The sequence below is a fragment of the Bacillus coahuilensis m4-4 genome, from assembly GCF_000171615.1.
GTDB lineage: Bacteria > Bacillota > Bacilli > Bacillales > Bacillaceae_K > Bacillus_T > Bacillus_T coahuilensis.
The window spans coordinates 1-16,903 of record NZ_ABFU01000052.3; the positions used below are offsets into that span (position 1 = coordinate 1).

A 16,903-nucleotide genomic window follows, 5' to 3' on the forward strand; every position below is an offset into this window, starting at 1 on the left:
TCTTTTTTATTGTTTAGTTCGCAACAATATTCACAAGCTTACCTGGTACAGCAATCACTTTGCGAACCGTCTTGCCTTCTATTTGACTCGCAACTTCTTCTAATCCAAGCTTTTCAAGCTCATCTCTTGTAGCTTCACGAGGAACCATCAGTTTAGAACGAACCTTTCCGTTCACTTGAACTACAATTTCCACTTCATTATCTACAAGCTTAGACTCATCAAATGTTGGCCATGCAGCGTAAGAGATGCTTTCTGAGTATCCAAGTTTGTTCCAAAGCTCTTCTGCAAGGTGAGGTGCAATAGGAGAAAGAAGCTTAATGAAGCCTTCGACGTAATCTTTTGAAATAGCTTCTGCTTTGTAAGCATCATTTATAAAGACCATCAGCTGAGAAATTGCTGTATTAAAGCGAAGCCCCTCATAATCTTCCGTCACCTTTTTAACCGTTTGGTGATACGTTTTATCTAATGATGCATCCGCAGTAGCTTGAACTTTTTCACTCACTGTGCCATCTTCTGTGATAAACAAACGCCATATACGGTCTAGGAAACGTCTTGATCCATCTAGGCCAGTTGTAGACCATGCAATGGAAGCTTCAAGTGGTCCCATAAACATTTCGTATAGACGAAGTGTATCGGCGCCATGGCTTTCAACGATATCATCTGGATTCACAACATTTCCTTTTGATTTACTCATTTTCTCATTGTTTTCCCCTAGAATCATTCCTTGGTTGAAAAGCTTTTGGAATGGCTCTTTTGTTGGGACTACGCCAATATCGTAAAGGAATTTGTGCCAGAAACGAGCATAAAGTAAGTGAAGAACGGCATGCTCTGCTCCTCCAATATACATATCAACAGGAAGCCACTCATCAAGCTTTTCAGGAGCAGCCAAGTACTCTTCGTTCGTTGGATCAATATAGCGTAGATAATACCAGCAGCTACCCGCCCACTGCGGCATCGTGTTTGTTTCACGGCGACCTTTTTTCCCAGTCTCAGGATCCACTACGTTCACCCATTCTTCAATGTTTGCTAGTGGAGACTCTCCCGTTCCAGATGGTTTAATTTCCGTTGTTTTAGGAAGAACCAGCGGAAGCTCAGATGCTGGAACAGTCGTCATCGTGCCGTCTTCCCAGTGAATAACAGGAATAGGCTCTCCCCAGTAACGCTGACGAGAGAACAACCAATCACGTAAACGATACGTTACTTTCTTCGTTCCAATACCTTTCTCTTCTAGCCAAGCAATCGCTTTTTCAATTCCTTCTTCTTTATTTAATCCGTTTAGTAAATCAGAATTAACATGCTCACCATCTCCAGTGAATGCTTCCTTCTCAACGTCTCCACCTGATACAACTTCAACGATTTTCAGGTCAAATTGTTTAGCAAATTCATAATCACGCTCATCATGTGCAGGAACCGCCATAATCGCTCCAGAACCGTAGCTCATTAACACATAATCCGCAATCCAAATTGGCATCTTCTCTCCGTTTGCTGGATTTACCGCATACGCGCCTGTGAAAACACCTGTTTTCTCTTTTGCCAGATCTGTACGCTCTAGATCACTTTTAGACTTAATAGAATCAATGTACGCTTTCACTGCTTCTTTTTGCTCAGGTGATGTAATTGTATCAACTAGTGGATGCTCAGGAGCAAGGACAGCATACGTTGCACCAAACAGCGTATCCGGGCGTGTGGTGAATACATCAAACGATTGATCCGTTCCTTCAATTGTAAAATTCACTTCTGCCCCTTCTGAACGACCAATCCAGTTACGTTGCATATCTTTTATGCTTTCTGGCCAATCAACTAGATCCAGATCATCTAGAAGTCTATCTGCATACGCCGTGATACGAAGCATCCACTGCTTCATCGGACGCCGCTCAACAGGGTGACCCCCACGCTCACTCACACCGTCTACCACTTCTTCATTGGCAAGAACTGTACCTAGAGCAGGACACCAGTTCACAGCCACTTCATCCACATAAGCTAAGTCTTTTCATATAGCTTAGTAAAAATCCATTGTGTCCACTTGTAATAAGATGGATCTGTTGTATTGACTTCACGATCCCAGTCGTAAGAAAACCCTAGCGCCTTTATTTGACGACGAAAGTTATCTACATTTAATTTCGTGAATTCTGCTGGATCATTCCCAGTGTCCAGTGCATATTGCTCAGCCGGTAATCCAAACGCATCCCACCCCATTGGATGTAGAACGTTATATCCCTGCATTCTCTTCATTCTAGAAAGAATATCCGTAGCCGTATACCCTTCTGGATGTCCTACGTGAAGACCCGCACCTGATGGATATGGAAACATATCTAGTGCATAGAACTTAGGTTTTTCCTTATCTTCTGTCGTTTTGAATGTCTTATTGGTTTCCCAATAGTGCTGCCATTTTTGTTCGATATCTTTGTGTTGAAAGCTCATGAATTTTCCTCCTATTCATCATTGTAAGTCGGTCCAAAGAGCTTTTTAAACATAAAAAACTCCCGTCCCATCGGTAAAAATGGGACGAGAGTGTCATATGTAATCTCCCGCGGTACCACCCAAATTAGTGCATGGCTTATAGCTCCTTGCACTCGGCTCATTAGGTTCTTATCGCGAACAAACGGAATGCACTACTACTTTGGTAGGGTTGGTTCATGCATTCAAGCTCGATAGGCGAGTTCATGAAGAATCCCGTTGACTTGCACCATCCGTCAACTCTCTTTAAGGGAAAGAATTCACTACTACTCCTTCTTAGACGCTTACTTACTATGTAGTTGGTCTTATTGTATGCAAAATTGAGGGAAGTTGCAAGTGATGTGTGAGGGATTTTTTGAGGGAATGATTTTTGAGTTTATTGGGGAGGGTGTCTGCGGCGGGATAGGGGATTGGGGATTGTGCGCTTTTTAGACTGGAGCTTGCGCGCATTTGGAGGTGACCTGCGTTTCATCTATTTTTCAACCCAATTTTACATGGACAAAAAAAAGCCCCTACTAGAGGGACCCTGCATATGCTAGTAATCTATTTCAACACACTTACTGTTAACGATTCTTCCCTCTTTAGAAGGCGGTCGTATAATACCGTTAGTGTGATGCTGATAATTAACAATCCGATAAGTGCATAGAATAAAACGCTCATTCCATATAAATCAACTAGGATACCACCTAGTAATGGACCGATCATACGCCCACCAGTTGCGGTACTATTTACAATCCCTTGATAAAAACCTTCACGACCCTTTGGGGCTAATTGATTTGCAATCGTGGGAACGGCTGGCCAAACTAACATTTCACCAACGGTTAAAATAACCATTGCCGCTACGAACGCTGTAAATACAGTAGCCTGAGCTGTAATAATATAGGAAACTATGAAAATACTAATTCCAATAATGATTTGTTTTTTCAAATTGTTTTCAAAGCGTTTTACAAGTGGCTTGATAAATGGCTGCCCCAGTACGATAAGCGCTCCGTTCACTGTCCAAAGAAGGCTATATTGGCTTAGTGAGATAGATAATTCTTGTGTATACGTTGCAATAGTTGTTTGCCATTGTACGTAGCCAACCCAACACAGCAAATAGGCTCCACATAGAATTAATAAAGCTGTTAAGCGTTCCTTTACAATTCCCGTTGAGGTTGAATCTAATACGGATGCCGTTTGAGTACTACTAATTTCAATGTTTCGGTAACCAATTACCGCAATGAATAGGAAAACACCATACATCGATAGATTGGCTAAAAAGATCCATTCAAATGAAAAGCTTGCGACTAGTCCACCAAGAGCGGCACCTAGAGCAACCCCAACATTTTGGGCCACGTAGATAGCATTAAATGCTCGGCGTCCTCCCTCTTTCCAAACAGAACCTGCCATTGCGTACATGGAAGGGAACACAATTCCAGATCCAAACCCAACAATAGTTAAAAAGATTATATAATGAGGCCATCCATGCCAAAAATTCATTCCAATGAGGGCAATTAAGGTAATCCCAATTCCAAGAAGAATAGAGCGATACCCACCAATTCGATCAAACAGAGACCCACCAATTAAATTTCCAATGACACTTGCTCCTGCGTTTAACATAAGTACAATTCCTGCCATTGATAACGTTTGTCCCAAATGGTCATGAATGTATATGGTGTTTAGTGGCCAAAGAAACGATGCACCCGTAACATTTACCATCATTCCAATTACCAATAGCCACAATGATTTTGGCATAAAAAATACGCTCCTCTTCCGTAAATTTCGAGAACCGTACTAATTGTAGAGGTTTTTATCACAATGCGCAATGGATATACATGTGTTTTGAATTGTAAGTTTTTTTGGCAGTGAAGGTTGAGAATTGAGTGGAGTGTTAGTGGATTTTTGACTCGGTTTTATTTTACGCAAAGTGGGCGGGTACACTCAAGGTCCGGGCACCCCTATTTAATTTAACACTCTCTCTTCAGGGTACCGGGCGACGTACCTTTGCTAGTGGGCGGGTTTTTTAGTTTCCCATTTGGGGCTGGGCTTTATTTTACCCTTAGTGGGCGGGTTTTCCTTTAAAGTGGGCGGGTACTCTCAAGCTCCGGGCACCCCTTTTAATTTTACACTCTCTCTTCACGGCACCGGGCGACGTACCTTTGCTAGTGGGCGGATTTCTTTTATAAGTGGGCGCTTTTTTCCCTTCACCGGGCTCAATCTCCATCCTAGTGGGTATTTTTATAGTTTCCCATTTGGGGCTGGGCTTTATTTTACCAATAGTGGGCGGGGTTTCTTTTATACCGGGCAGGTACGCTTAAGGTCCTGGCACCTTTTCGAATTAATAGACCGACCCATACCCAAAAAAGCCGCCCAACCGGACAGCTCATACATCTTAATCTGGATTTTCCACATGCTGCTTGGATTTTACAGCCTGGCTTCCCTTTTGCTCGTACTTCTTTTTTGAGGCTTTGACTGGGTTGTATTCTTCTCCGAACTCGGTATCAAGGTTTCGTCCTGCTCCTCTTGTTTTTTGCTCTGGGTTGTTTTGTTTTGAACGTTTCGTAGTCATCCTATGGACTCCTCCTTATCGGTCGTGATTCAGAAGTATCATTTCGTTTTGTAGATGCTCTACCTGAAGGCGCATACGGTGAAGCTGTTCACGTTGTTGATGGTTAGCACTATCCACTAGGTGTAAAAGTGAATTCACAGACGTTTCGAGCATCTGCATCGAATCGGAATATTCTTGGTCATGATAGTGCTCTTGTTTGGAACCTGCCTCATATTGTTGTTGCGCATAGCGAATTGCGTCTTCACACTGTTGTAGGCATTCTTCTACTGATTGACGTGTCGCCATTTACATCCTCCCTTTCCTACTGAAGCTAGGGGCTTCACGTACTAGTATTCACTGCTTCGTCAAAAACAATGATGGTAATATTGTACTTATTAAGAGGGGCAACGATTTTTACAGAAATTCATGGTAAAATAGAGCTTATTGAATTTCAGAAGCGGAGGCGACTCGAATGTCTCAACCAAAACCTTTTTTATTTGCTTCGGACCATAAACGTTATCATACATGGAATTATCATCTGCGAGGACATTTCGGGCATAAGGTGTTTAAAGTTGCGCTAGACGGCGGCTTTGATTGCCCAAACCGAGATGGAACTGTAGCTCACGGTGGATGCACGTTCTGTTCAGCTGCTGGTTCTGGTGACTTTGCAGGTAACCGTGCAGACGATATTATTACCCAATTTCATGATATACGCTCAAGAATGCATGAGAAATGGAAAGACGGAAAATATATGGCGTACTTTCAAGCGTTTACCAATACCCATGCCCCTGTGGATGTTTTACGCGAAAAGTATGAAGCTGTTTTACAACAAGAGGGTGTTGTAGGATTGTCCATCGCTACTAGACCGGATTGTCTACCTGATGATGTTGTGGAGTATTTAGCAGAATTAAATGAACGCACATACCTTTGGGTCGAGCTTGGTTTACAGACCGTTCATGAAAAGACCGCACGTATTATTAATCGTGCACATGATTACGAAACCTATGTAGAAGGCGTTAACAAATTAAGAAAGCACGGAATTCGAGTGTGTTCTCATATCATTAATGGTCTACCTCTTGAAGACCGGGATATGATGATGGAGACTGCACGAGAAGTGAGTAAATTAGATGTTCAGGGGATTAAAATACACTTACTTCATCTTTTAAAAGGTACGCCGATGGTGAAGCAGTACGAAAAAGGAATGCTAGAATTTTTAACACAAGAGGATTATGTGAATCTCGTTTGTGATCAATTAGAAATTTTGCCTCCTGAAATGATCGTTCATCGTATTACGGGTGATGGGCCGATTGACCTGATGGTAGGACCGATGTGGAGTGTGAACAAGTGGTCCGTATTAAATGATATTGATGCCGAGTTAAAAAGACGAGACAGCTACCAAGGAAAAAACTATGTAAGGATTGAGCAAAACGTATGAAGTTAAAGAGAATTCTTCCTTTTGCACGTGATCTTTTACAGAGTGCTGTAGACAAAGGAGATATTGTCATAGATGCCACTATGGGAAATGGTCATGACACTCTCTATCTTGCACAGCTTGTGGGAGAGGAAGGACATGTATTTGCCTTTGATATACAAAACGAAGCAATAGACAGTACTAGAATGCAGTTAAAGAAATCCGGCATTACCGAAGGGGTTACATTAATTCACCGTGGACATGAACATGTAAAAGATGCTGTACCGGCAGATGTTCACGGGAATGTAAAGGGAGCCATCTTTAATTTAGGCTACCTACCTGGCGGTGATAAACGCATTGTAACCACTGCGAATACAACAATTCAAGCCATTGAATCATTACTTTCCATTATGTCTCCAGAAGGAGTCATTGTGCTGGTCATTTATCACGGTCATGATGAAGGAAAAGAAGAACGTGACAAGCTTTTAACTTATGTAGAAAACCTTGATCAAAAAATGGCTCATGTTCTTCGATATCAGTTCATCAATCAACAAAATCACCCTCCCTTTATCGTCGCTATTGAAAAAAGGTAAAAGCTTGAGGCCAGTGTCCTCAAGCTTTTTATTTTCATAAATTAAATTCGTTTGCGATTAACTCGAAACTCTTCAACTTATCTTCAAAACTGTACGTAATGGTCACAAGCATGATTTCTTCTGCTTGGTAGGCTTGACTTAACTCTTCAAGCTGCTGACGAACAGAGGATGGGCTTCCGACAACCATACGTTTACGATTCTCTTTTATACGAAGAAGTTCATATGTGCTATAGTTATAGGCTGCTGCTTGCTCTGGACTTGGTGTTCCAGTTGATTTCATACCTTGTTCAAGCATTAAAATGGATAAATCAATACTTGATGCGATTCTATTGGCTTCTTCATCCGTAGCTGCACAAATGGTAAAAATGGCAGGCATGGTCTTAGGAGAATCTAGATAAGCGGATGGTTTAAAGTTTTCACGATAATGTCTCGCGTAACTTGGACCACCTTCTCCGTTAATAAACTGAGCGAATGTGTAGGGTAATCCCTTCTCAGCCGCAACCTCCGCACTAGATGGGCTTGAACCAAGTATCCATACTTCCGGTGCCGTATCTAATTGTGGTGTTGCCTTTAATCCTCGATATGGATGATCCTCTGGTAGATTATCATGTAAATACCCAAGTAAATCATTAATTTGATTAGGGTAATTTCGAATGTCTTTTCTAGCTCCATCTGCTAGAGCCATTGAGGCTAATGGCATTCCACCTGGAGCTCTACCTAACCCTAAATCAATTCGATTTTCTGTGAGACCTTCAAGAACTTTAAAATTCTCAGCTACTTTATAGGCACTGTAATGAGGTAACATAATGCCCCCAGAACCTACACGAATACGATCAGTTTTAGCAGCTAGATGACTAATTAAGACTTCTGGAGATGACCCAGCAAGTCCTGTTGCATCATGATGCTCCGATACCCAAAATCGAGAGTATCCTAATTTTTCTACATGCTGCGCTAACGTTACAGTATTGGCTAACGATTCTTTTGCAGACATCCCCTGGCTAATTGGTGACTGGTCTAATACACTTAGTTTCACCACAAATCCCCTTCCACTCTATTGATGTCCCTTATCTTAATACAGGATGAAGAGTTTTAAAATGAAAGTGCTCAGCCGACTTTTTTGAATGTTCTCCTCACATTTCTATACATCACACCATTTGCATAAAAGAACATACTAACAAGTCCACTTGAGCGTATCATTTTAAATGCTAGCTTGCGGAGGGATGGATTATTCCACACTTTTTCATCTGAAAGATATACCCCCAGTAACCCCCTGTTAATAAGCTTATGGAAATGGCGATCAGGCAATTTATCGGTTCTTTTATCGGCTTCTTGTAAAAAATGAAGAAGTCTCGTAAAAAGCTCTTCCTCACTTTGGTAATATTCACAAAAGTTTAAATCTCCTTCTAAAAGGTCTTCCTCTTGATCAATAAAAATAATCAAGTAAAATATGAAGTCCTTGGATATAAGGAAAATATCCCTCTTTGATTAAGTCTCCGTGCATCGGTTCATAATCCTCACGATGGGCATAGGATACGAGACAGAAAATCCCTAGAGTAGAACCAGAGCATGCAGAAAATTCATGCCAGTCCATTGTTGGAAGCTGATGGCGATGCTGCTCAAACCAATTGACTAACCTCTCTTCTCTCTCTTCTAACTTCACATGCTTATGTATTTGTAAATCACAATAATATTGACATAGCTCTAATAAAAACGTCTTTATCGACGGGTAATGCTTCATTTCTTTTAATAAGTGCTGGCAAGTTTTAACTAAATCGGCTAAGTATTCTCCGTCCCCGTTCGTCTCTCGGTATCGGTAATAGTCTCGTAAGGGGGCATCTACAGTTAAACTGTCCATCATGGATTCGTGAAGCGCAGCGAAATCATTGGGGTCTAGGGAGACACTGCGATCGCAAAGATTATCTAAATAGTCACTAATCGTCTGATAAGCCACAATAAATTTGACTACTCCATCGATTTCACTGTCTGATAGAAGACCGAGAATAGCCCCACCCTCACAATGAAATGTTTTATGCTCGATGCTTGTTAATGCTTGCTGCCTTAATTCTGAATCTGGAATTTGTTCTGCACGCTCTTTCCAAAATTCTAATTCCTTGTGAACAATCGGGAATACTTTCCGATATACTTTGGTCATTAACATGAACGGCTCTGTAGGAACGCCCATTTTCTCACCCCATTTTATTCGATTCAATTGTGAACAATTCACAATGACAGTCTAGAAAATGCTTTACGACGGTTACCACCTGTTCTTTTTCAGGTTCACTAAGAAGCTCATGGTAACATTTCTTCCAGCTTTTATAGTGCTTATCTGAAACGGACAGTGCTTGAAACCAGTCGTACACTTTTTCTTTATCTACTAGTTTATCATCATCGCCTTGTAAGACCAAAACAGGAAGGTCAGGAAAATCTTTTATTTCATCAAATGCTTTTCCCACTGCACTTTTCAACTCTCGGTACCACCTTACAGACACCTTTGTTAAGTATAATGAATCGTTTAAGTCAGAATCTTGCCGGTCCCTGTCTCTCGTTATGCTACCTGGCATAATTTTCGCCTTAAATTTCATTTTAGGTGAAAGAAGATTTAATGGATAGGACAATAAGTTGAGAGACATAGGGGGTCCAGCTAAAAGTCCTAAACCAGGCGATGATAAAATGACACCTTGAATTGGTTTGTTTTCTTTTTGTAAGTATCGGACGGCAACCAAGCCTCCCATACTATGGCCAAATAGAAACGTAGGAAGCTCATACTGAAGAGCATGTCCTACCCAATCCTCAACTTCCATTAAATATTCATCAAACGAATCAATGTGGCCCCTAAATCTCCTAGAAGAGGTTCCGTGTCCTGGGAGGTCTCCTGCAACGACCGTATACCCTTCTTCTCTGAATCGTTCAATGGTCCATTTATATCGACCATGGTATTCCATCGCTCCATGGATTAATACGAGTACGCCTTTTGGAGAATCTGTATAGGATTGAAAAATATACAAATCATTCTACCTCCTTACTCCTATTTTGTTAAAATGGATGAGACTAACGAGTAAAGGAGCTTATGCTATGATTTATCCTTATCATGATTTCACCCCAGCTATTCATCCATCTGCCTTCATCGCTGACCATGTGACAATCACAGGTGATGTTTCCATTGGAGAAGCGACTTCGATTTGGTTTAACACCGTTATTAGAGGAGATGTCTCTCCAACGATTATTGGGAATCGAGTCAACATTCAAGATAATAGTGTCTTACATCAAAGTCCTAACCGACCACTAATCATAGAAGATGAGGTCACTGTAGGCCATAGTGCCATTCTTCATAGCTGTATTCTTAGAAAGCATTCCCTAATTGGCATGGGCTCAATCGTATTAGATGGAGCTGAAGTTGGAGAAGGCGCATTTGTTGGAGCAGGCAGCCTTGTACCACCCGGCAAAAAAATTCCACCCCATACACTTGCATTAGGTCGACCTGCAAAGGTAGTTCGAGAACTTACAGAAGAAGATAAAAAGGATATGGAGCGCATTGTTCGAGAGTATGAGGAAAAGGCACAATACTATAAGTCACTTCAATATCCGAAATAATTTTTTATTATTTTTCCCAAAGTCTTCATTTATATGTTAAAATGTAAGCGGTTACACTCATAAAGGGAGAGTGATCCTATGAACAATGGGGATGTTCAGTTTGAAACAAGCGTCATTCATCATGGTTATTCATCAAGAGACCACCATGATAGTTTAACGCCTCCTATTTATCCATCTTCTACATTTGCTTTTGCAAACGCAAAGCAAGGGGAAGAACGATTCTCGGGAGAACAAGAGGGGTATATTTATTCTAGATTAAGTAATCCAACTGTTAAGATCCTAGAAGAACGAATGGCCGAGCTTGAAAAAGGGGATCAAGCCTTGGCCTTTAGTTCTGGGATGGCAGCTGTTTCGGCTGTTCTTTTAGCCTTAACAAAATCAGGAGATCACATTCTGTGCTCAAAAGGGGTATATGGTTGTACGTTTGGTCTTCTTCAATTCATGCAAGAGAAATATGGTATAGGCCACGATTTCTCAAATCTTGACACAGAAGAGGAAATTAGAAAAAGGATCTTACCAACTACAACATGTATTTATGTGGAAACGCCAATTAATCCTACGATGCAAGTGATAGATTTGACATTACTATCAGGTATTGCAAAGGAATATTCCATTCCTGTTGTGGTAGATAATACGTTTTCAAGTCCCTATTTACAGCAACCATTAGCTTTAGGCTGTGACCTTGTCATTCATAGCGCTACGAAATACATTGGTGGGCATGGTGATGTGGTAGCAGGAATTGCGGTTGGAAACAAAGACATTATGACGACTATCCAAAAAACGACGCAAAAGGACATTGGAGGTATTCTATCTCCTTTTGATGCGTGGTTGTTATTAAGAGGATTAAAAACATTAGCCATAAGAATGGATCGCCACACTGAAAATGCGGCAAAAGTCTTTTCATTTTTAAAGCAGCATGAGCTAATTGATAAAATTTACTATCCAGGAGATCCAGACCATCCGGATTATGGGATTGCCAAACAGCAAATGAAAAAGCCAGGAGGACTCCTTTCTTTTACCATAAGGGGTGGGAAAGAAATGGCGCAGAAGCTAATGGATTCGCTCCAACTGATTCAAATTGCTGTGAGTCTTGGTGATGCCGAAACGTTAATTCAACATCCTGCAACCATGACACATGCTGTAGTGCCAGAAGAAAATAGATTAATAATGGGAATAACGGACGGACTCCTGCGGTTGTCTGTTGGTCTTGAGCATGGGGACGACTTATGCCGTGATTTAGAGCAAGCTCTTTCCAAAACATTAGAAGCAAGTAAAATGGTATAAAACAACAAAGAGGTGCATGTAAAATGCACCTCTTTGTTACTTTTATTTAGAAACAGATGCAGTTAGCACTTCTGCTTTATCTGTACGCTCCCATGGTAGATCAAGATCGTTACGACCAAAGTGACCATACGCTGCTGTTTGCTTATAGATTGGACGACGTAAGTCTAGCATCTTGATGATACCCGCTGGACGCAAGTCGAAGTTATCGCTAACTGCGTCAATTAATACGTCTTCTGAGTATGTGCTAGTTCCAAATGTATCAATGGAAATAGATACAGGCTTCGCAACACCAATCGCATAAGCTAGTTGAACTTCACACTTGTCTGCAAGACCAGCTGCTACAATGTTCTTAGCTACATAACGAGCTGCATACGCTGCTGAACGGTCAACTTTTGTTGCATCCTTACCAGAGAACGCACCACCACCGTGACGAGCATAACCACCGTACGTATCTACGATAATCTTACGACCTGTTAATCCAGCATCCCCTTGAGGCCCGCCGATTACGAAGCGTCCTGTTGGATTAATGAAGTATTTTGTTTCACTGTCAATTAGTTCTTTCGGAACAACAGGATCAATAACGTATTCTTTAAGATTACGTTGAATTTGCTCAAGTGTAACTTCTGGATGATGTTGAGTAGAAATAACGATTGTATCAATACGAACTGGTTGATCGTTTTCATCATACTCTACTGTAACTTGAGTTTTACCATCTGGACGAAGGTAAGGTAAGATTTCTTCTTTACGTACTTCAGTTAAACGGCGAGCAAGCTTGTGAGCAAGTGAAATTGGTAAAGGCATAAGCTCTTTTGTTTCATTACAAGCATACCCGAACATTAAACCTTGGTCACCAGCACCAATTGCTTCAATTTCTTCTTCTGTCATTTGACCTTCACGAGCTTCAAGCGCTTGGTCAACACCCATTGCGATGTCAGCAGATTGCTCATCGATCGATGTAAGAACAGCACAAGTTTCAGCATCGAAACCATATTTAGCACGAGTATAGCCGATCCCTTTAACTGTATCACGTACAATTTTCGGAATATCAACGTATGTGTTCGTTGTAATTTCACCTGAAACTAGGACTAAACCAGTCGTAACAGATGTTTCACAAGCTACACGTGCGTTAGGATCCTTTGCTAAGATTGCATCCAAGATGCTGTCAGAAATTTGATCACAGATTTTATCTGGATGCCCTTCTGTTACTGACTCAGAAGTAAATAAATGACGTTTTTTGGACATGATAATTCCTCCCTTATATAAGAGCATATCGCGATCTGGTTTATGTATTCAAAAGTCTCGCCTCTGCGTCTATGGTCTTCACGGTACTCATTCCCTAAGTAGTATAGATTAAACAGGGGTAATTTACTCAAATTTTTACTAACTACTAATTGGCCGAGTGAACAAATCTTATGATTATAAGCATAAGAAAAACCCTTCCACTTCATACTCTAAAAGGAAAGGGTTTGAATGTACTCTCTCGCCTTTCACTCTTATCGACCAAGGATTTCCTTGCAGGTTAGCACCTTCTCTAATGATAGTATAATAATTAGCAGGTTGCTGGGTTTCATTGGGCCTGTCCCTCCACCAGCTCAGGATAAGAGTATCCGTTCAAGGTACAATATTAACTGAAACAATGAAAATCTGTCAATTACTATCTTCATTTAAAAGGAAAATTAATTTACTTTATTATAAGTTACGAATCATACATGCCTCTTTCTCGATAACCCATTCACCATGAACGTAATATATTATAGAAGAATATTGACAGAATTTTTGCGTATTAAAGAAAATATACGAAAATAAACATAATTAGTATAGACTATTTAGTTTAATGTGTTATACTATTTGTGAGATTTAGGAAAAAGATAAAATATCGAACAAAGGAAGGGTTTGAAATGAATTCAGTGGGTATGTCTAGTGAGTTGACAAAGTTACTACAGGGAGATAATATGCGTGTTCAACTTTCAGTTCCTCAATTAGTTGAGAAAGTTCTAAACCGTGAAGAAGGTATTTTAACGGCTACCGGTGCTGTTCGAGCTGAAACAGGAAAGTACACTGGACGTTCTCCTCAAGATAAATTTATCGTCGAGGATCGATCAACAAAAGATAAAATTGACTGGGGTTCTGTCAATCAACCGATTTCTCCAGAAGCTTTTGAAAAGCTTTATGATAAAGTAGTAGATTACTTGCAAGAAAAAGATGAAGTATTCCTATTTAAAGGTTTTGCAGGTGCAGACAAAAAACATCAACTTCCTATTCAAGTAATCAATGAGTATGCATGGCATAACCTATTTGCTCAACAATTATTTATCACTCCAACAAATGAAGAATTAAATGATCATCAATCAGAATTCACAGTGATTTCCGCACCAAATTTCAAAGCGGATCCCGCTATAGATGGTACAAATTCAGAGACCTTTATTATTATATCATTTGAACGTAGAACTGTCCTAATCGGAGGTACTGAATATGCAGGAGAAATGAAAAAATCCATTTTTTTCTGTTATGAACTTCCTTTTACCAGAACAAGATGTCCTATCTATGCATTGTTCAGCTAACGTTGGCTTTGAAGGCGATGTTGCCTTGTTCTTCGGTCTTTCAGGAACAGGAAAAACTACACTATCCGCTGATCCAAACCGCCGCTTAATCGGGGATGATGAGCACGGTTGGTCTTCAACAGGGGTATTCAACATTGAAGGTGGATGTTATGCAAAATGTATTGGTCTATCTCGTGAAAAAGAACCACAAATCTACGATGCCATTCGTTTTGGTTCCGTACTTGAAAACGTTATGGTGGATGAAGATACAAGATTACCAATCTATGAAGACAACACCTTAACTGAAAATACACGTGCGGCGTACTCTATCGACGCCATTGATAATATTGTGATGCCAAGCATCGCTGGTCACCCTACGACCATTATTTTCTTAACAGCTGACGCATTTGGGGTTCTACCTCCAATCAGCAAGCTATCAAAAGAACAAGCTATGTATCACTTCCTAAGTGGATACACATCTAAGCTTGCAGGAACTGAGCGCGGCGTAACGTCTCCTGAAGCAACATTCTCTACATGCTTTGGTTCTCCGTTCCTACCATTACCTGCACAAGTTTATGCAGAAATGCTAGGACAAAAAATTGATGAGCATGAAGTACAAGTATACTTAGTGAACACAGGCTGGACTGGTGGAGAATACGGCGTAGGAAACAGAATGAAGCTGAAATATACACGTTCCATGGTCCAAGCTGCCCTTGAAGGTGAATTAACAAACGTAGAAACGATTCAAGACGACATCTTTGGTCTGTCTATCCCATTACATGTTCCAGGTGTACCTGATGAAGTTCTTCAACCGGTTAAAACGTGGAATGATTCTTCCGCTTATGAACAAAAAGCAAAAGAACTAGCGACAAAGTTCAAAGATAACTTCAAAAAATTCAAAAACGTTGCCGAAGAGATTGAAAAATTAGGCGGACCTGTTTTGTAAGGACCGTATTATAGTTTAGCTATGACCCAGTTCTCACCTATGTGAGAGCTGGTTTTTTATTTTCGTGGGTTTTGAAGAATTGGTACCTTTGGTTTGTAGTTAATGCAGTAGCCACGAGAAGATTATTGGCTATGTTTTTCGTTTTTTGGTTTATTGCTTGTAAACTTCTTGTGGGTTACTCGAATTCCCCTTACTTCTGATCGAATTTTTCTGAGAAGCGCTCGAATCAATCACATCTGAGCTCGAAAACGACTGTCAAGTGCTCGAGTTCTATATAAATGCTCGAATAGTCCACTATCTTTGCTATATAGACTCTAATTAAGAATTCAAGGTTCAGCCGACTAATGAAGATAGCTTTCCAAGCTACCGTCGCCCCTTTCATTCAAACAAAAAGCCAACGAAAGTTACCATTTCCGTTGGCTTTACATCACGCTCACTTTTTAATTTGTTGTATGTAACTTCACTAACTCATAATAAATAATGGTTTGGTCATTTTCCCACTGAAGCTTCTTCACATATGCAATTCCATTTGCATCGCTCTCTTTTGTTTTTCTTACCTCAATCGGAATATCAATGGGATAAATTCTATACTCATCCTTTACTAAGCGAAACACGTTTTCCTCTTCGCGTGTTTCATTTCCTTTTGTCACGATCATGGTATTTAGCTCTAATTTCATACCCATTTCTTTCTCCTCCTACCTATTCTATTACAGCTATCGTATCACGTGTCTTTTGCTTTTTCATCCACAAGCTTAATTCTTTTACGACGTTTCGGTTCACAAGAGGAGGAAAGTAATGAGTGTACTCATTAAAGTACCAACTTTCAACAGGCTTTTCTAAAGCCTTCAGTCTATTTTCGAGACGATAGGCATGATCAATGGATACATTCCTATCATTTACTCCGTGAATAATTAATGTGGGAGACTGTATTCCTTCTAATTCAAATAATGGTGTGCGATATTCATAGCTTTCTGGAGAGTTTTTTGGTGTCCCCCCTACAACCCTCTTTAACATTCTTCTAAGATCCTTCCGCTCTACATACGTAAGGAACATATCTGATACTCCACCCCATGTGACAATTGAAGTCACTTGGGGACGATAGATCGCAACAAAGAGAGCCATTATGCCTCCGCGGGAAAAACCAAAAACATGAACTCTCTTCTGGTAGACCCTATCGTATCCTTCCAACAAATCATAGGCACCGATTGCATCATATCGATCTTCCCCGCCGAAGTCTTCATTGCCCTCTCCCCCTTGATTGCCTCTGTAAAAAGGAGCAAACACTATAAACCCTTTTGAAGCAAATTGAGCGATTCTAGCCGGTCTTACTTTTCCAACACCTTTTATACCACCACGCAAGTATAAAAATCCGTCATACTCCCCTTCACATTTTGGCTCCGCTAATAAGCCTTTCATCTTTAGTCCTTTACTCTCATATGTAAACAAAAACAGTAAGACATTTGGATTCGGTGAGGGGAATGGTAATTTATTTAAAATGGCACTCTCAGTCATGATAAGCGTTTCCTTTCGTTCCGTTCGACATTTTTAATCCAA

12 protein-coding genes, 3 pseudogenes, 1 riboswitch and 1 other annotated feature are annotated in these 16,903 nt (G+C 40.5%); of the genes and pseudogenes, 5 read left to right on the forward strand and 10 right to left on the reverse strand.

Annotated features, from left to right (window positions below; all coding sequences use genetic code 11):
* Nucleotides 1-13: 13 nt before the first annotated feature.
* The 4 genes and pseudogenes from leuS to M44_RS13385 all read right to left on the reverse strand — a co-directional run bounded on the left by leuS (nucleotide 14) and on the right by M44_RS13385 (nucleotide 5,290).
* Nucleotides 14-2,421, reverse strand: a pseudogene (gene leuS / locus M44_RS23190) (leucine--tRNA ligase).
* A gap of 77 nt (nucleotides 2,422-2,498) precedes the next feature.
* Nucleotides 2,499-2,747: a binding site (T-box leader), on the reverse strand.
* Between the two features lie 253 nt (nucleotides 2,748-3,000).
* On the reverse strand, nucleotides 3,001-4,191 hold the full coding sequence (locus M44_RS13375) for an MDR family MFS transporter (RefSeq protein WP_010174397.1): 1,191 nt from the start codon (nucleotides 4,189-4,191) through the stop codon (nucleotides 3,001-3,003).
* Nucleotides 4,192-4,828: 637 nt separating this feature from the next.
* The gene (locus M44_RS13380) at nucleotides 4,829-5,005 is read right to left on the reverse strand and encodes a hypothetical protein (protein WP_010174398.1); all 177 of its coding nucleotides are present in this window, start codon (nucleotides 5,003-5,005) and stop codon (nucleotides 4,829-4,831) included.
* Nucleotides 5,006-5,020: 15 nt separating this feature from the next.
* Nucleotides 5,021-5,290: a YtzC family protein gene (locus M44_RS13385; RefSeq protein WP_010174400.1), complete on the reverse strand. Its 270-nt coding sequence runs from the start codon at nucleotides 5,288-5,290 to the stop codon at nucleotides 5,021-5,023.
* A gap of 166 nt (nucleotides 5,291-5,456) precedes the next feature.
* Here M44_RS13385 and mnmL point away from each other — a divergent pair, with 166 nt between their 5' ends.
* Both mnmL and mnmM read left to right on the forward strand, forming a co-directional pair.
* The gene (mnmL, locus tag M44_RS13390) at nucleotides 5,457-6,419 is read left to right on the forward strand and encodes a tRNA modification radical SAM protein MnmL/YtqA (RefSeq protein ID WP_010174402.1); all 963 of its coding nucleotides are present in this window, start codon (nucleotides 5,457-5,459) and stop codon (nucleotides 6,417-6,419) included.
* Nucleotides 6,416-6,988 (forward strand): tRNA 5-(aminomethyl)-2-thiouridylate-methyltransferase MnmM, encoded by a 573-nt coding sequence (gene mnmM / locus M44_RS13395; protein ID WP_010174404.1) that lies wholly within the window; start codon nucleotides 6,416-6,418, stop codon nucleotides 6,986-6,988. Before mnmL ends, mnmM begins: the two co-directional genes overlap by 4 nt.
* A gap of 34 nt (nucleotides 6,989-7,022) precedes the next feature.
* Here the strand turns inward: mnmM and M44_RS13400 are convergent, their stop codons facing one another.
* The 3 genes and pseudogenes from M44_RS13400 to M44_RS13410 all read right to left on the reverse strand — a co-directional run bounded on the left by M44_RS13400 (nucleotide 7,023) and on the right by M44_RS13410 (nucleotide 9,993).
* Nucleotides 7,023-8,024: an LLM class flavin-dependent oxidoreductase gene (locus tag M44_RS13400; protein ID WP_010174406.1), complete on the reverse strand. Its 1,002-nt coding sequence runs from the start codon at nucleotides 8,022-8,024 to the stop codon at nucleotides 7,023-7,025.
* A 68-nt stretch (nucleotides 8,025-8,092) separates the two neighbouring features.
* A pseudogene (locus M44_RS23195) lies at nucleotides 8,093-9,170 on the reverse strand (tetraprenyl-beta-curcumene synthase family protein).
* A gap of 4 nt (nucleotides 9,171-9,174) precedes the next feature.
* Nucleotides 9,175-9,993, reverse strand: coding sequence for an alpha/beta hydrolase (locus M44_RS13410; RefSeq protein WP_010174413.1), 819 nt, complete (start codon nucleotides 9,991-9,993; stop codon nucleotides 9,175-9,177).
* 67 nt (nucleotides 9,994-10,060) lie between these two features.
* On the opposite strand from M44_RS13410, the gene M44_RS13415 reads away from it, so the two are divergent.
* Both M44_RS13415 and megL read left to right on the forward strand, forming a co-directional pair.
* Nucleotides 10,061-10,579: a gamma carbonic anhydrase gene (locus tag M44_RS13415; protein ID WP_010174415.1), complete on the forward strand. Its 519-nt coding sequence runs from the start codon at nucleotides 10,061-10,063 to the stop codon at nucleotides 10,577-10,579.
* A gap of 78 nt (nucleotides 10,580-10,657) precedes the next feature.
* Nucleotides 10,658-11,863 carry a methionine gamma-lyase gene (megL, locus tag M44_RS13420; RefSeq protein ID WP_010174416.1) on the forward strand — a complete coding sequence of 402 codons (1,206 nt, stop codon included), beginning with the start codon at nucleotides 10,658-10,660 and terminating at the stop codon, nucleotides 11,861-11,863.
* 42 nt (nucleotides 11,864-11,905) lie between these two features.
* Here megL and metK read toward each other — a convergent pair whose 3' ends face one another.
* Nucleotides 11,906-13,105 carry a methionine adenosyltransferase gene (gene metK, locus M44_RS13425; protein WP_010174418.1) on the reverse strand — a complete coding sequence of 400 codons (1,200 nt, stop codon included), beginning with the start codon at nucleotides 13,103-13,105 and terminating at the stop codon, nucleotides 11,906-11,908.
* 248 nt (nucleotides 13,106-13,353) lie between these two features.
* Nucleotides 13,354-13,467, reverse strand: a riboswitch (SAM riboswitch).
* A 294-nt stretch (nucleotides 13,468-13,761) separates the two neighbouring features.
* Between metK and pckA the strand changes: the two are divergent.
* A pseudogene (gene pckA / locus M44_RS23200) lies at nucleotides 13,762-15,349 on the forward strand (phosphoenolpyruvate carboxykinase (ATP)).
* 440 nt (nucleotides 15,350-15,789) lie between these two features.
* On the opposite strand, the gene M44_RS13435 reads toward pckA, so the two are convergent.
* The gene (locus M44_RS13435; RefSeq protein WP_010174424.1) at nucleotides 15,790-16,032 is read right to left on the reverse strand and encodes a DUF2584 domain-containing protein; all 243 of its coding nucleotides are present in this window, start codon (nucleotides 16,030-16,032) and stop codon (nucleotides 15,790-15,792) included.
* Between the two features lie 16 nt (nucleotides 16,033-16,048).
* Nucleotides 16,049-16,861, reverse strand: a complete 813-nt coding sequence (locus M44_RS13440; protein WP_010174426.1) for an alpha/beta hydrolase family protein — start codon at nucleotides 16,859-16,861, stop codon at nucleotides 16,049-16,051.
* Nucleotides 16,862-16,903: the final 42 nt, after the last annotated feature.

Excerpts from the sequence above, each read along its gene's own strand:
- metK (WP_010174418.1), bottom strand. The coding sequence starts at position 13,105 with ATGTCCAAAAAACGTCATTTATTTACTTCTGAGTCAGTAACAGAAGGG.
- M44_RS13380 (WP_010174398.1), bottom strand. The coding sequence starts at position 5,005 with ATGACTACGAAACGTTCAAAACAAAACAACCCAGAGCAAAAAACAAGA.
- M44_RS13435 (WP_010174424.1), bottom strand. The coding sequence starts at position 16,032 with ATGGGTATGAAATTAGAGCTAAATACCATGATCGTGACAAAAGGAAAT.
- M44_RS13375 (WP_010174397.1), bottom strand. The coding sequence starts at position 4,191 with ATGCCAAAATCATTGTGGCTATTGGTAATTGGAATGATGGTAAATGTT.
- M44_RS13385 (WP_010174400.1), bottom strand. The coding sequence starts at position 5,290 with ATGGCGACACGTCAATCAGTAGAAGAATGCCTACAACAGTGTGAAGAC.
- M44_RS13415 (WP_010174415.1), top strand. The coding sequence starts at position 10,061 with ATGATTTATCCTTATCATGATTTCACCCCAGCTATTCATCCATCTGCC.
- mnmM (WP_010174404.1), top strand. The coding sequence starts at position 6,416 with ATGAAGTTAAAGAGAATTCTTCCTTTTGCACGTGATCTTTTACAGAGT.
- megL (WP_010174416.1), top strand. The coding sequence starts at position 10,658 with ATGAACAATGGGGATGTTCAGTTTGAAACAAGCGTCATTCATCATGGT.
- mnmL (WP_010174402.1), top strand. The coding sequence starts at position 5,457 with ATGTCTCAACCAAAACCTTTTTTATTTGCTTCGGACCATAAACGTTAT.
- M44_RS13440 (WP_010174426.1), bottom strand. The coding sequence starts at position 16,861 with ATGACTGAGAGTGCCATTTTAAATAAATTACCATTCCCCTCACCGAAT.